The organism is Streptococcus sp. STC1396 (assembly GCF_058933875.1).
In genome coordinates this window covers 84494-98038 of record NZ_JBZYCU010000002.1, presented here as the reverse complement: position 1 = coordinate 98038, position 13545 = coordinate 84494, and the positions used below count along the sequence as shown (strand labels likewise).

Genomic DNA, 13545 nt, shown 5'->3' with positions numbered 1-13545 from the left:
AGAAATAATATGAAAGATGTTATCGTGATTAAAATTGGTGGTGTTGCCGCTCAGAAATTATCCACTTCTTTTATCGAGCAGGTGAAAAATTGGGTCGATAATGGGAAAAAAATTATTCTTGTTCACGGAGGAGGTGTTGTCATCAATCAGCTCTTGCTGGAACGTCATTTGCCGAGTCGTAAGATCAAGGGGCTGCGTGTGACCAACCAGTCGGATATTCCTATCATCAAGAAAGCTCTTCTGGATATCGTTGGGCAGGGTCTGACTCAACAGTTCAATCAAGCTGATATTGACAGCATTCAGTTAGTGTCTCATCTGGGCCAGACCGTGTCGGCGGATTATATTGACAAATCAATTTATGGCTATGTTGGTCAGGTCACGGATATTCACAGCAGTTATTTGGAGCAGCTTTTGGCTGACCATATTATTCCGGTTTTGGCTTCACTTGGGGAAAATGCAGACGGTCAAGTATTGAATATCAATGCGGATTATCTGGCTGCTGCTGTAGCTAAAAAATTTCAGGCAGAGAAATTGATTTTAATGACGGATACGCAAGGTGTCTTGGAAGATAAAAAAGTGCTGCCACAGATTTTGACCAGCCAAGTACCCCAAAAAATCCAGAAAGGAATTATCAAGGATGGTATGATTCCAAAAATCGAAAGTGCTGTTCAGACAGTCCTATCTGGTGTCAGTCAGGTCTGGATTGGAAATAGTCTTTCGGCAGGAACCTTGATAGCAGAGGGATAAATATGAGTTTTTTATTTCAAAATTATAATCGAGCCTCGATTGAATTTGTCAAGGCCGAGGGCAACTATCTGATGGATAGTGAAGGGCGTGCTTATTTGGATTTTTCTTCTGGGATTGGTGTGACCAATTTGGGCTTTCACCCACAAGTCCAAGCGGCTCTGCTTCGGCAGGCCGAGCAAATTTGGCACAGTCCCAATCTTTATCTCAGCTCACTGCAAGAAAAGGTGGCTGAGGAGTTGGTTGCTGGCTATGATTACCTAGCATTTTTCTGCAACAGTGGGGCGGAGGCCAATGAAGCAGCCATTAAGTTGGCCCGCAAGGCCAGTGGCAAGCAGGGGATTATTAGTTTTCAGCAGTCCTTTCACGGTCGGACTTTCGGGGCGATGGCTGCGACTGGCCAAGAGAAAATTAAAATAGGATTTGGTGACGGTCTTTCTCATTTCAGCTATGCCATTTATAATGATTTAGCTAGTGTTAAAGCCTTAGTCAATAGTGATACTGCTGCTGTGATGCTGGAATTGGTTCAAGGAGAGTCGGGTGTCCTGCCAGCTGATGAGCAATTTGTTCAGGATTTAGCTGATTTTTGTCGGCAAAACAAGATTTTGCTAGTAGTGGATGAGGTGCAGACAGGGATGGGTCGAACGGGTAAGCTTTATTCCTTTGAACACTATGGCATTGTGCCAGATATTGTGACTTTGGCCAAGGGACTGGCCAATGGAGTGCCAGTAGGGGCAATGCTAGGCAAGAAAGAGCTGGCTTCAGCCTTTAATTACGGCAGTCATGGTTCAACTTTTGGCGGTAATCGATTAGCCATGGCAGCTGCTTTAGAAACATTGCGCCAACTAAAAACACCTGACTTCATGGAAGAAGTTCAGGAGAAAAGCAGATTGCTAGTCGGAGAATTGCAAACAGCCCTCCAAGGAAATCCAAGGATCCTAGCTATTAGAGGTCTGGGTTTGATGATTGGAATCGAAACAAGCTCTAACCTGTCTGTCCTAGTTGAAAAAGCACGGGAAAAAGGCTTGATTGTTCTTACAGCTGGAACGAATGTGATTCGCCTCCTGCCACCTCTGACCATCAGTGAGGAAGAAATCCAGCGAGGCGTAGGCACTCTCAAGGAAGTATTTGAAGAAGTAGATTAGAAACTCAGCTGAAGCTGGGTTTTCTTTTGTCAATGATTCTATACTTTATGACAAAAATCTTTATTTTTTTGACAAATATACTTGTCAAAAAGAAAAGAATCTGTTACAATGTATTTAAGTTAAGAAGAAAAGACAAAAGGAGGGACTCATGGATATACTGTTTTGGTTTCTAGTTCCGGTATGTTTCGTTTTTTGGTTGACATCATCCAGTAAATTGAACAATGTGAAAAAGAAGTTGAAACGTTTAGAGAGAAATAAAGAAAGGAGTGGAGAAATGTCACGTTTTTTTAAAGAAATGATTGGGAAAAAACCGATCATAATCGGTGAAGTTTTAGGGACAGAGTCCTGGGAGGTAGTTGATGCCGATGACGATTGGGTTAAGTTGAGTAAGACCAATAAAAAAGGTCAAACAAGAATGAAATTGATGCGAATTGACGATATCAAATCTGTTGAACTGAGAGAGGGCTGAGAGGTGTTGTTATGAAGCTGAAAAATCGACTGAAAGAGCTGAGGGCTAGAGACGGGCTGAATCAGACTGAGCTGGCCAAGAAAGCCGGCGTGTCGCGGCAAACGATTAGTTTGCTCGAGCGGGATGAGTACACACCTTCCGTGGTTATTGCTCTCAAAATTGCTCAGATTTTCAACGAAAATGTCGAAAATGTCTTTCGCCTAGTGGAGGAAGAGTAGGCCATTAGGAAAAATCGGGAACTGAAGATATTTAATGCTAGTCATCTTAGCGACTTAGGGTTTACTTTGCTGACTAGTAAGCTAGAGGTCATAAAGTGACGGAAAGTAAAACAAGGAGAAAACAATGCAAGAATTTATGGAAAACTTTAAAGTCAACCAAGACCAAGCAAAAATTGCAGGTGTCTGTGCAGGTTTGGCGGATTATTTTGGGATAAACGTAGCGTATATTCGTCTCATTTTAGGAGTTATTGTGCTATCGTCAACTGAGTTGGGGATTTTTGTAGCCTTGGGCTATGCCTATCTGGCAGGATGGTTCCAAAAGGATTATTTGTGGAATAAAATGAGCCAAAAAGTCAGAAATCACTTTATTTTTCTGATGACAGTGCTGATTCTTTTACCTTTATTTGGCCGTGAAATACTGGAGATTGCCTCTGACTTTATTAGTCAAGTCATGGCTTGGCTGACTGCGCTTATTTAAGAATAGGAGAAAACAATGTCAACAAAGAAAAGAATATTGAGAAATATCGGCATCTTAATTCTTGCTGTTATATTAGGAGGGGTAGTTGGTTTTATAATGGCTCATTTTGAACATTTTTCTTGGCCGACTGTTTTAAATGTTGAATTGCTGAAGAACATTGGCCGAGCGAGTTTGTTCATTCTCTATCCCGTAACCTTTTTCTTGCTCTATCAGACGCATAAAGTTCACGGGGCTTACCAGAGAGAAGAAGATGATGACAGAAGCTATGAGCTCTATCGTCAAACTTTTAAAACCCTAGAATATGCGACGATTTTATATAATATCTCGTCTGCTCTGACTCTATTTACCCTCTTTGTAGGAGTGAGCTACCTAGGTCCGCTACTAGGGTCAGACATGACGATTGACATTCCATTTTATGATATTGCACTGTTTCTTGCATTGCTTTTAGGTCAAATTCTTGTATTGAAAACCACTCAGAAGGTTCGTCAATATAAATTATCTGCTATGCCAACCATTGAGGAGATGAAGGACTATGCGCTGTCCTATGATGAAGGGGAGTTGCAGGCTCATTATGAACAAAGCTTTTTGACCCTCTTCAATCTCAATCAGCGCCTCATTCCAGGCCTTTATGTCTTACTCTTTATTCTTGGAGCTGGGACACCAATGCAGGTCGCTTCTGGTATGATTGTCTTAACCATTATTTTTGTCTATATCAATGCGGAGTCTTATCAAGCAGTTAAAAGATATTTCAAATAAGCTGTTTGGCGGCCAAAAAGGAGTTCATCATGAAATTAATCAAAAAAATCAACTTTATGGAAGAAAAGAAATATGTAATCGGTCTAAATGTAGCGGGGATCTTGCTGATTTTTCCCTTCTCTGTGCTTTTTGCGAAATTGACCCAGCTAATCTTCCGAGCCGATCATTATGATTTTTCGGGTCTAGATATCGTCTATTTGTTAGTTTTTACCTTTATCCTTGTCGTCATCCATGAGTACATCCACGGTTTCTTCTTCAAGTTTTTTGGTAAAGGGAAAGCCAAGGTCAAGTTTGGTTTTAAAAATGGGATGGCCTATGCGACTAGTCCAGGTACCTTCTACCATCGTAAGGACTTCTTGGTCATTGGTTTGGCTCCCTTTGTTTTGATTAGCCTACTTCTGACTTTATTGGCCATGCTGGGCTTGCTCAGTTCAACTCTCTACATGCCTCTAGCTAGTCTTCATGCAGCGGGTTGTGTTGGTGACTTTTACATCGCTTTGCTGCTGTTGGGGCAGACTGATGATATTCTCATCGAGGATACTGAGGTTGGCATGAATTTTTACCAGAAAGAAGAAGGAAATTAGGTCATCAAAGTTACTTGCTATTAGGCTTATTGATAAAGAGTTTTAGTCTTGGTTCTTTCGAAGTCAAAAACAAAGTTTAAGTGTATTTTATCTGGTACAAAATAAAAAAGATTATCAACTTGAACCGCACCCCAAAAAGTTAGATTTTTCTGTCTAACTTTTTGGGGTCAGTACAACTTGGTTGATAATCTTTTTATGTTCTGTTTTACTTTTTTTTCAAAGAACTTGCCATCTGGCTAGTAATTCCTAGTGTTGTGTGCTTATCGTTCTATGTTTGAAAGTAGCTCTTATTTATCAGGCTGCCATTGCCAGCTGGCTCCGAATTGCGCTAATAGATCAAAGGCAGCTTCTGGTCCCATAGAACCAACAGCGTATTCATGCAGCGGCACTTGGTTTTGGCTCCACAGCTGTTCGATTTTATCAATCAATTCCCAGCTAGCTTTGACTTCATCCCAGTGGCTGAAATTGGTCGAGTCGTTATTGAGGACGTCAAAAATCAGCTTTTCATACGGGTCTGGAGAGGCTCCTGAGGCTGTGGCATCTGTCCGGTAATCAAATGAAATCGGGGCTAGATTAAAGAGCTCGCCGACTTCTTTTCCGTTGACACTGAGTGAAAATCCTTCGGTTGGCTGGATGTAAATAGTCAAAATATTTGGTTTGAGCGGCTCACCAAAAATGGAATTCATCTGCTTGAAAACAATATTGACATGAGTACCCTTTGCGGTCAGGCGTTTTCCAGTTCGGAAGAAGAAAGGCACGTCACGGAAACGGTCAGTATCAATAAAGAAGGCACCAGAAACAAAAGTTTCAGTGGTCGATTCAGGATTGACATTGGGCTCGCTACGGTAGGAAATGTATTTTTTGCCGTTGACTTTGCCAGACTTGTATTGCCCCCGAATGAAGAGACGCTTCAAATCGTCCTCACTTGGCTGAACAAGGCGCTCAAAAACTTTGACTTTTTCTGCTCGAATGTTTTCTTTGGTAAAGCTTTTTGGCTTATCCATGGCTAGTAGAGAGAGGAGTTGCAAGGTATGATTCTGCACCATATCACGGAGGGCTCCGGACTGATCATAATAGCCACCGCGTTCTTCAACACCGAGCTTTTCAGCAAACGTAATCTGCACATTATCAATGTAATTGCGGTTCCAAATATTTTCAAACAGGAGATTAGCAAAACGAATCGCGAAGATGTTTTGGATCATTTCCTTGCCCAGATAGTGGTCAATCCGGAAAATCTGTTCTTCGTCAAAAGTGGCCAGTAAGTCTTCGTTGAGCTTGCTGGCAGTTGCCAGATCTGTCCCAAAGGGTTTTTCGACAATCAGACGCTCAAATCCTTTTCCATCAACGATATGCTCAGATTTGAGGTGCTTGGCAATGGTTCCAAAAAACTGAGGAGCCATAGAGAGGAAGAAGAGTTTATTGTTCTCTGCCTGATATTCCTCATTGAGCTTGTTTTGCAGCTTGCACAGCTCAATATAATGCTCGGTATCCTGCACATCGTGGCTTTGATAATAAAAATGACTGGCGAATTCTTGGGCTTGCTCAGGACTGTCAGCTAGGTCTAAGATAGAGTCGACAACGACAGACTCAAAATATTCCTTACTCCAAGGTCTGCGGGCAGTTCCGATAACGGCAAAATGTTCAGAAAGATTGCCAGATTTATAAAGTCTAAACAGGGAAGGATATAGTTTTCTTTGGGCCAAGTCCCCACTGGCACCGAAAATTGTAACAATAACTTTTGAAGACATGATACCTATTACCTATCTAAATGTGATTGTTTCTATTTTATCACAATTTTCAGAAAAATTGTATTTGAAAAATTCGGATTTGGTGGAAAGAAAATATCCCGAGGGAAAGTCGGGATACGAGTTTAGGATTTGCTTTTCTTCTTAATAGCTCGAAAGAGGAAATAGTAGAAAATAAAGTTGCCACCCACGAGGACTAAAAGCAGGCTGAAGACATTGTGGACACCAGTTGTGGTGTCGGGTGCTTGATTGAGCAGGACGGCTGCAATTGCTGTTCCCAAGGCGCCTGCGAAGGTCTGAGCTAGTTGAAAGAGGGCAGTTACATCTGCTATTTTTCCTTTGCTAGCTTGTGAGGCGGAAAGGGCCATAGTATTGTTGAAGGCCATGTTGCGGCCCAGAGTAAAGAGGATATAAAAACCTAAGATTAGTGGGAAATTGAGCCAGTTTGTAAAGAAGCTATAGACAATCATGACGAGAAAGACTAGGCTATTACCGCCAAAGAGAGACAGTTTAGGGCCTTTGTTATCGTATAATTTTCCCAGAAAAGGAGACATGAAAGCTCCGATCATAGTTCCTGGAAGGAGGGAAAATCCAGCTTGAGCGGTTGAGACATTCTTGACCAGCACGAGAAAGTTGGGAATGAGAAAATTGCTGGATAGGTTGGAAAATTGAAAGATCAAAAAAGGTAGAATTCCAAAGAAAATCGTTGGTTCTTTCAAGATACGGATGTCCAGAAATGGATGTTGGACAGTCAGACTCCGCCAGATGAAAAAGACAAAGGAAATAAGGAAAATGGCCAGATAAAGCCAATTAACGCTGGCTCCCTCTTCCAAACTGGAAATGGTCATTAAAGAAAAGGAAAGGGCAACTGCAAGAGAGAGAAAGCCAAGCATATCAAAAGGACGCTTGCTTTTACCAGTTGAATTTTGTAGGTTAAAATAGGCTAGTAAAAAAGAAATGATGGGAACCGGTAAGATACAGGTATAAATCATATGCCAGTCAAAGGAGGCAATCATATAGCCTCCGTAGGTCGGGCCGATGGCTGGTGCCAGGCTGATGACTAGACCGCTCAGTCCCATGAAAAGTCCAATATTTTTCCGAGGGATTCGTTCTACAATGAGATTAAACATGAGCGGCATGGCAATTCCAGTCGCTCCGCCTTGGAGGATTCGTCCTATCATTAGGAAGGTAAAATCTGGTGCCAGCGTGGCAATCAGATTTCCAAGGCTAAAGATGGCGAGTGAGGTAAAGAGGATGCGACGCTCAGTCCAGTTGTGGGCCAGAGTCGCTCCCAGCGTTATAGTGATGGCGACCGCCAGCAGGTAGCCAGTCGTAATCCATTGTAGTACTCCTAGGCCCAAGCCAAAGACCTGGCTGAGGTGGGGAAAGGTCACATTCATACTAGTCTCTGAAAGAATTCCAGCAAAGGCGACTAAGGCCACAGCCAGAATAGAAAGCAAATCTTGTTTCCTTGCTTTTTCTTGCTTCATAAAAATAACTCCTTTTCAAATGAGATAGTATTATTGTAGCACGATTTTCCCAAGATAGGAGAGAAAAAAATCAAATAGCAACTTTAATCAAGGCTCTTGTAATTTATAAAAGTCGGGCAGACTAACTTGGTAGAGGGGGAAGAATGAATTGCAGGGATTGCATATAAAAGAAACACCCATGAAAATGGATTTTCACAGGTGTTTGACTCTTGAATTGTCAAATTAAGTGCACAATTTTGCCATAAAATACTTCATAAGGAGTTTTCCAGTTGAGACACTTTCGTGGTCTATTATTTAGTTTATCCTCCCACAGCTGAATGGTGTGCTCATCAATAAATGTCAAATCACTCCCTTTGGGAAAATATTCTCGTAGTAATCCATTCGTATTCTCATTGGTTCCCCGTTGCCAAGGCGCATGAGGGTCTGGGAAATAGACCTCTACCTTTAATTTGTCAGTCAAGTCTTGATGATTCGTGAATTCTTTTCCTCTATCGGGAGTGACGGTTTCTTTCGGCAAGGGCTCCAACATTTGTACCATAACCTCTATGACCAGTTTGCTTTTTTTGACCGCTACCTTTTTGATTTTAAGAAAACGAGAATAGCGATCCGTTAGAGTAACTAGACAAGCTTTCCCAGTTTTCCCTGCAACCGTGTCTGCTTCCCAATCACCGATCCTAGTTCGCTTGTTTGCTTCTTCGGGTCTTTCATGAATGGTATGAGAAATAGAAAATTTCCCTCTGTTTTCAACATGACCTTTCGTATGACGTGTTTTCCCACGATGACGGAGTTTGCGAATCACACCACGAGCACCATGTGACAGCTTGTCGTCAAAGTGACCGCGATAGATGGCTCTATAAATCGTTTGATAACTAATAACAGATTTCCCATACTCTAGGCATCACCGACCTTCTATTTCCTCAGGAGACCATTGGCAATCGAGAAAAAGGTGCTTGACTATTTTGCTTAGATTCGAGTCTAGATCCAGCTTTCTCTTTCGTCCACAATGTGATTTTGCAAGTTGATAAGCTGCTTGTGCTTTGTTAGGAGAGTAGCTGTTTTCTTCCGTATGACGTTTCCATTCCCGACTAATGCTGGAAGGATGACGGTGAAGTAATTTTCCGATTTGAGAAAAATTCAGTCCTTTTGTACGGTAAATCAGAATACTTTCCCGCTCATCTATGGTAAAATGGTGGTAGCTCATAAGATTTCCTTTCGTAACTAGTTGGTTCAATTCTATTTTACTAGAAAATCTTATGAGTTTTTATTGTGCACTTATATTGTATATTCAAGCTTTAAAAGACTCGATAGACGTAAGGATTGTCCGGTTTTTCTACCCTATCAAAGCTTTCAACTTCTAGAGTTGGCAGGCTTTGTCCCAGACTTTTATGGTAGTGCATGGCAAGTTTCCCCTTGGCATGAATCCAGGTATTATCCTTGAAATGCTGGGTATTTCCGGTCGTCAAGAGACCATAGACACCCGAGTCAGCAATACAGTGGATGATGCCGAAGCGAAAGAGAAATTGACTCTTCTGGTCACTGGGGTCATTGTAAACAAAGCCGGTGAATTCCAACGTCTTGCCCACAAACTCGTCGGGATAATCATAGATGACCTCCATGATTTCCATGTAGTTCTCAGTTGTGACCTGAATGGTATCTTGCTTGACATATTTCTTGGCGGCAGCCCGCATTTCTTTTTCGTAAGCCCCTTTAGTAAAGTAGGTGCTGGTATCCGGCTTCAAGTATTGGCTGGTTGTGCCTTCATCCTGCTGGACGGCTGCAGAAGTTCCCTCAGCCAGCGGGAAATGGAAACCTTTGGCCGAAACGGTTGTCGAATCCAAGGTTACAGTTGGAAAGAAAATTCCCACAAAGAGTGGAATGACAAGGAGCAGCACGCTGCCTAACTTAGCCCAGCGAGAGGTCAAATGACTATGGACCTCCATCTTTTTCATCCAGATGATAAGCTGCACAACTGCCAAGACAAAAGACAGAATCATAGATAGATAAGCCAAATAGGAATAGTGGAGATTGATGTATTGATTAAGCTTGCCCGTCAGCTGCAGATACATGGTAATCTCAAAGTAGCCGACTAAGATTAGAAATCGAATCATAGTACCACCCCCACAAGCCAAGAGTAAAGAAAGACGATGACGGTAACTAGACTGATAAATTGCCAGATAAAGCGTGTCTTAAAGTAGTTTTTCATCATCAGCAGATTCTTGACATCTAGCATAGGTCCAATGACCAAGAAAGCTAGGACTGGTGCTAAGCCGAAGCTAGCAATCAAGGAGCTCCCGATGAAAGCATCAGCTTCGCTGCAAAGTGAGAGCAGGAAGGACAGCAGCATGAGCAGGAGAATAGCGACAGCTGGTGTCGAGCTGATGGAGGTCAGGATTCTAGTTGGCACATAGACTTGGACTAGGCTAGCAAAGAGACAGCCAAAGACCAGATAACGACCTGTATCGAAAAATTCATCAATAGCTTGAACGAAGACTTGAAAAAGCTTTTGTCCCTTACTGAGATGTGAAAAGTCATGCTCATGAACAGCCTTGCGATTCTCTTTTTGGATATTACTATCTGCAAAGAAGCCCAGAAAAATCCCTAAAAGAATAGCCACGACCATGGAACCTAAAGCACGAAGTAGAGCCATTCGAAAGGAATTACCAAAGGCTGAGTAGGTCGCAAAGAGCACGATGGGGTTGATGACTGGAGCCGTGACCAGAAAAGGCACAGCCGTGTAGCTGGGAACTTTCTTTTCCAGAAAACGATTTATAATGGGAACAATCCCGCACTCGCAAGAGGGGAAGACAAAACCAATCAAGCTCCCAAAGAAAATCCGGGCCCATTTGTTCTTGGGCAGGAAACGATAAACCTTGTCCGGCGTGACATACACCTCGATAAAGCCTGAAATGATACTCCCAATCAAGACAAAAGGTAGAGCCTCAATGATAATGGAGAGAAAGATGGCACCAGCCTGTAAAACGCTGGAAGGAAGGTTAGAAAAGAAGCTCATGCTTTTTTAGCCTTTTCTTGCGCTTCTTTTTTCTTTTTGTCATCTGGAAATTCTACTTTTTCAAGCTTGGGCAGAGTGGCAAACTCCTCGAACATCTTGTCTAAATCGTCTGTTTTAGTAAATTTAACAGCCATGAAAGCACCTCATTTCTAAAATAATAATTCTATTATACTACCAAACGAAAAAAAATGATATTTTCAGCCATGATTGATCAGAGATAGTAGACTTATCCTAGCAAGAAAAAGATGGATTAAACTAGTCTTTATAGATTTTTCAGCTTCATATTATGATATAATAGAAGCGTTATGGAAAATTTAAATATTGAAAAAATTGCCCAGAAATTGGGCCTTAAAGAAAGCCAAGTATCACAGGTCCTAGATCTAACTGCTGAGGGAAATACCATTCCTTTTATTGCTCGTTACCGTAAGGAAATGACGGGAAATCTGGATGAGGTCGAGATTAAGGCAATCATTGACCTAGATAAGAGCATGACTGCTTTGGCAGAGCGTAAAGTAACGGTTTTAGCTAAGATTGAGGAGCAGGGAAAACTTACGGATGCGCTGCGTTCTGAGATTGAAGCTGCTGAAAAGCTGGCAGATGTGGAAGAGCTTTATCTGCCTTACAAGGAGAAGCGCCGTACCAAGGCTACTATTGCCCGTGAAGCAGGTCTCTTTCCTTTGGCCCGCTTAATCCTACAGGATGCGGCTAATCTGAAGGAAGAGGCTGAGAAACTTACTAGCGAAGCCTTTCCAACAGCAGAAGCTGCTCTAGCTGGAGCAGTGGATATTCTGACTGAGGCGATTTCCGAAGACACCAAGCTGCGGGCTTGGACCTACCATGAGATGCAGACTAATTCTTCTATCGTATCCAGTCTCAAAGACGGGGATTTGGATGAAAAGCGGGTCTTCCAGATTTATTATGATTTTTCCGAAAAAGTAGCGACCATGCAAGGCTACCGTACCTTGGCTCTTAACCGTGGTGAGAAGCTAGGTATTCTCAAGGTTGGTTTTGAGCACAATCTTGAGAAAATTCTGCGCTTCTTTGAAGTACGCTTCAAGGTGAAAAATGCCTATATTATTGAAGCAGTTCAGCAAGCGGTTAAAAAGAAAATCATTCCAGCCATGGAGCGCCGTATTCGGACCGAGCTGACTGAGGCTGCTGAGGATGGAGCGATTCAGCTCTTCTCAGATAACCTCCGCCATCTCCTCCTGATTGCTCCTCTCAAAGGTCGTGTAGTACTGGGCTTTGACCCAGCCTTTCGGACAGGAGCCAAGCTAGCTGTTGTTGATGCGACAGGTAAGATGCTGACGACTCATGTTATCTATCCAGTAGCGCCAGCAAAGCCAGCTCAGATTGAAGCTTCTAAGAAAGAGTTATCAGAGCTGATTGAGCAGTTTAGTGTGGAAATCATCGCCATCGGAAACGGAACGGCCAGCCGAGAAAGCGAAGCCTTTGTAGCAGAAGTTTTGAAATCTCATCCAAATGTCAGCTATGTTATCGTCAATGAGAGCGGAGCATCTGTCTACTCTGCTAGTGAACTGGCTCGTCATGAGTTTCCAGATTTGACGGTTGAAAAGCGCTCAGCTATTTCCATTGCCCGCCGTCTGCAAGATCCTTTAGCTGAGCTGGTTAAGATTGATCCTAAGTCTATCGGGGTTGGTCAGTACCAGCATGATGTCAGCCAGAAAAAGCTGTCTGAGAGTCTGGACTTTGTCGTTGATACCGTGGTTAACCAAGTTGGAGTTAATATCAACACCGCCAGTCCTGCCCTGCTGGCCCATGTAGCTGGTCTTAATAAAACTATCTCAGAAAATATTGTCAAGTACCGGGAAACGGAAGGCTTGATTCGGTCTCGCGAGGCCATCAAGAAAGTGCCACGTCTGGGCGCAAAGGCTTTTGAACAGGCAGCCGGCTTCCTGCGTATTCCCGAAAGTGATAACTTGCTAGACAATACAGGCGTTCACCCAGAGTCTTATAAGGCGGTGGAGGAGCTCTTTAAGCGTCTTGAAATTAGCAGTTTGGATGAAGCAGCCCAAGCCAAATTAAAAGCAGTGGAGACTGCTAGTTTGGCTGCAGAGCTAGGCTTGGGAGAAGAAACCCTCAAAGATATTATTGCTGATTTGCTCAAGCCTGGCAGAGATTTGCGAGATTCCTTTGACGCACCAGTTCTGCGGCAGGATGTCTTAGATATCAAGGATCTGCGCATCGGTCAAAAATTGGAAGGCGTCGTCCGCAATGTCGTCGATTTCGGAGCCTTTGTGGATATCGGCATCCACGAAGATGGCCTTATCCATATTTCTAAAATCAGTAAAAACTTCATTAAACATCCTAGTCAAGTCTTATCAGTCGGTGATCTGGTCACTGTCTGGGTGGATAAGCTAGATGTGGAGCGGGAGAAGGTCAACCTCTCTCTGATAGCACCAAATGAATCTAACTAACTACGTCAGGCAGGTTTCGCTGGAAGATTTCGGCTGGGAATTTCGCCACCAAGCTTTTTGGAACAAGCGTCTCCGCACTACAGGCGGACGCTTCTTTCCCAAAGATGGCCATCTGGATTTCAATCCGAAAATCTATGAAACTTTTGGGCTAGAGACCTTTCGAAAAATTGTCCGCCATGAGTTGGTCCACTATCATCTCTATTATCAGCGCAAGGGTTACCGCCATGGAGATAGAGATTTTAAAGAATTACTCAAGCAGGTGGATGGCCTGCGCTACACTCCATCCTTGTCCAACTCGCAAGCCTTTCTCATCTATGAATGCCTGAGTTGCGGAGCACTTATCCGTCGTAGACGCAGGGTAAACATTAAAAAATACCGTTGCGGTCGCTGTAGAGGCCAACTGGCATTCTTCAAAGAGGAGCCTAACAGAGGCTGAGCGAATGAAAAAGGAATAGATACAGAATCAGC

Annotated in this window: 14 protein-coding genes and 1 pseudogene; 9 read left to right on the top strand and 6 right to left on the bottom strand. The window is 42.9% G+C overall.

Annotated elements, in window-relative coordinates; genetic code table 11:
• The first annotated feature begins 9 nt into the window (after positions 1–9).
• From argB to AC5FEC_RS01275, 7 genes are all read left to right on the top strand, one after another.
• Complete coding sequence (argB, locus tag AC5FEC_RS01305) at positions 10–747, top strand: acetylglutamate kinase (protein WP_234550515.1); 738 nt, start codon at positions 10–12, stop codon at positions 745–747.
• Positions 748–749: 2 nt separating this feature from the next.
• Complete coding sequence (locus AC5FEC_RS01300) at positions 750–1889, top strand: acetylornithine transaminase (protein WP_493661042.1); 1140 nt, start codon at positions 750–752, stop codon at positions 1887–1889.
• Between the two features lie 148 nt (positions 1890–2037).
• Positions 2038–2358 (top strand): hypothetical protein, encoded by a 321-nt coding sequence (locus AC5FEC_RS01295; RefSeq protein ID WP_493661041.1) that lies wholly within the window; start codon positions 2038–2040, stop codon positions 2356–2358.
• A gap of 11 nt (positions 2359–2369) precedes the next feature.
• Entirely contained in the window at positions 2370–2576 is a 207-nt protein-coding gene (locus tag AC5FEC_RS01290) for a helix-turn-helix transcriptional regulator (protein ID WP_037617038.1), read from the top strand.
• Positions 2577–2700: 124 nt separating this feature from the next.
• The gene (locus tag AC5FEC_RS01285; RefSeq protein WP_493661040.1) at positions 2701–3054 is read left to right on the top strand and encodes a PspC domain-containing protein; all 354 of its coding nucleotides are present in this window, start codon (positions 2701–2703) and stop codon (positions 3052–3054) included.
• Between the two features lie 15 nt (positions 3055–3069).
• Positions 3070–3810, top strand: a complete 741-nt coding sequence (locus AC5FEC_RS01280; protein WP_304948155.1) for a DUF3169 family protein — start codon at positions 3070–3072, stop codon at positions 3808–3810.
• 29 nt (positions 3811–3839) lie between these two features.
• A complete protein-coding gene (locus AC5FEC_RS01275) occupies positions 3840–4394 on the top strand; it encodes a DUF3267 domain-containing protein (protein WP_037617041.1) in 555 nt (184 codons plus the stop codon).
• A 287-nt stretch (positions 4395–4681) separates the two neighbouring features.
• On the opposite strand, the gene zwf is transcribed toward AC5FEC_RS01275, so the two are convergent.
• The 6 genes and pseudogenes from zwf to AC5FEC_RS01245 form a co-directional block, all read right to left on the bottom strand.
• Entirely contained in the window at positions 4682–6142 is a 1461-nt protein-coding gene (gene zwf / locus AC5FEC_RS01270; RefSeq protein WP_493661039.1) for a glucose-6-phosphate dehydrogenase, read from the bottom strand.
• A 122-nt stretch (positions 6143–6264) separates the two neighbouring features.
• On the bottom strand, positions 6265–7629 hold the full coding sequence (locus tag AC5FEC_RS01265) for an MFS transporter (RefSeq protein WP_493661038.1): 1365 nt from the start codon (positions 7627–7629) through the stop codon (positions 6265–6267).
• 217 nt (positions 7630–7846) lie between these two features.
• Positions 7847–8830: pseudogene (locus AC5FEC_RS01260) on the bottom strand (IS30 family transposase).
• A gap of 91 nt (positions 8831–8921) precedes the next feature.
• Complete coding sequence (locus AC5FEC_RS01255) at positions 8922–9737, bottom strand: TIGR03943 family putative permease subunit (RefSeq protein ID WP_493661037.1); 816 nt, start codon at positions 9735–9737, stop codon at positions 8922–8924.
• Positions 9734–10639, bottom strand: a complete 906-nt coding sequence (locus AC5FEC_RS01250; RefSeq protein ID WP_493661036.1) for a permease — start codon at positions 10637–10639, stop codon at positions 9734–9736. Before AC5FEC_RS01250 ends, AC5FEC_RS01255 begins: the two co-directional genes overlap by 4 nt.
• On the bottom strand, positions 10636–10773 hold the full coding sequence (locus tag AC5FEC_RS01245; RefSeq protein WP_125388326.1) for an SPJ_0845 family protein: 138 nt from the start codon (positions 10771–10773) through the stop codon (positions 10636–10638). The genes AC5FEC_RS01250 and AC5FEC_RS01245 overlap by 4 nt, the downstream gene beginning before the upstream one ends.
• Positions 10774–10944: 171 nt before the next feature.
• Here AC5FEC_RS01245 and AC5FEC_RS01240 point away from each other — a divergent pair, with 171 nt between their 5' ends.
• Entirely contained in the window at positions 10945–13077 is a 2133-nt protein-coding gene (locus AC5FEC_RS01240) for a Tex family protein (RefSeq protein WP_493661035.1), read from the top strand.
• The gene (locus tag AC5FEC_RS01235; protein WP_493661034.1) at positions 13064–13513 is read left to right on the top strand and encodes a SprT family protein; all 450 of its coding nucleotides are present in this window, start codon (positions 13064–13066) and stop codon (positions 13511–13513) included. The genes AC5FEC_RS01240 and AC5FEC_RS01235 overlap by 14 nt, the downstream gene beginning before the upstream one ends.
• Positions 13514–13545: the final 32 nt, after the last annotated feature.

Excerpts from the sequence above, each read along its gene's own strand:
- AC5FEC_RS01280 (WP_304948155.1), top strand. The coding sequence starts at position 3,070 with ATGTCAACAAAGAAAAGAATATTGAGAAATATCGGCATCTTAATTCTT.
- argB (WP_234550515.1), top strand. The coding sequence starts at position 10 with ATGAAAGATGTTATCGTGATTAAAATTGGTGGTGTTGCCGCTCAGAAA.
- AC5FEC_RS01295 (WP_493661041.1), top strand. The coding sequence starts at position 2,038 with ATGGATATACTGTTTTGGTTTCTAGTTCCGGTATGTTTCGTTTTTTGG.
- AC5FEC_RS01235 (WP_493661034.1), top strand. The coding sequence starts at position 13,064 with ATGAATCTAACTAACTACGTCAGGCAGGTTTCGCTGGAAGATTTCGGC.
- AC5FEC_RS01300 (WP_493661042.1), top strand. The coding sequence starts at position 750 with ATGAGTTTTTTATTTCAAAATTATAATCGAGCCTCGATTGAATTTGTC.
- AC5FEC_RS01240 (WP_493661035.1), top strand. The coding sequence starts at position 10,945 with ATGGAAAATTTAAATATTGAAAAAATTGCCCAGAAATTGGGCCTTAAA.
- AC5FEC_RS01265 (WP_493661038.1), bottom strand. The coding sequence starts at position 7,629 with ATGAAGCAAGAAAAAGCAAGGAAACAAGATTTGCTTTCTATTCTGGCT.
- zwf (WP_493661039.1), bottom strand. The coding sequence starts at position 6,142 with ATGTCTTCAAAAGTTATTGTTACAATTTTCGGTGCCAGTGGGGACTTG.
- AC5FEC_RS01245 (WP_125388326.1), bottom strand. The coding sequence starts at position 10,773 with ATGGCTGTTAAATTTACTAAAACAGACGATTTAGACAAGATGTTCGAG.
- AC5FEC_RS01275 (WP_037617041.1), top strand. The coding sequence starts at position 3,840 with ATGAAATTAATCAAAAAAATCAACTTTATGGAAGAAAAGAAATATGTA.
- AC5FEC_RS01255 (WP_493661037.1), bottom strand. The coding sequence starts at position 9,737 with ATGATTCGATTTCTAATCTTAGTCGGCTACTTTGAGATTACCATGTAT.
- AC5FEC_RS01290 (WP_037617038.1), top strand. The coding sequence starts at position 2,370 with ATGAAGCTGAAAAATCGACTGAAAGAGCTGAGGGCTAGAGACGGGCTG.
- AC5FEC_RS01250 (WP_493661036.1), bottom strand. The coding sequence starts at position 10,639 with ATGAGCTTCTTTTCTAACCTTCCTTCCAGCGTTTTACAGGCTGGTGCC.
- AC5FEC_RS01285 (WP_493661040.1), top strand. The coding sequence starts at position 2,701 with ATGCAAGAATTTATGGAAAACTTTAAAGTCAACCAAGACCAAGCAAAA.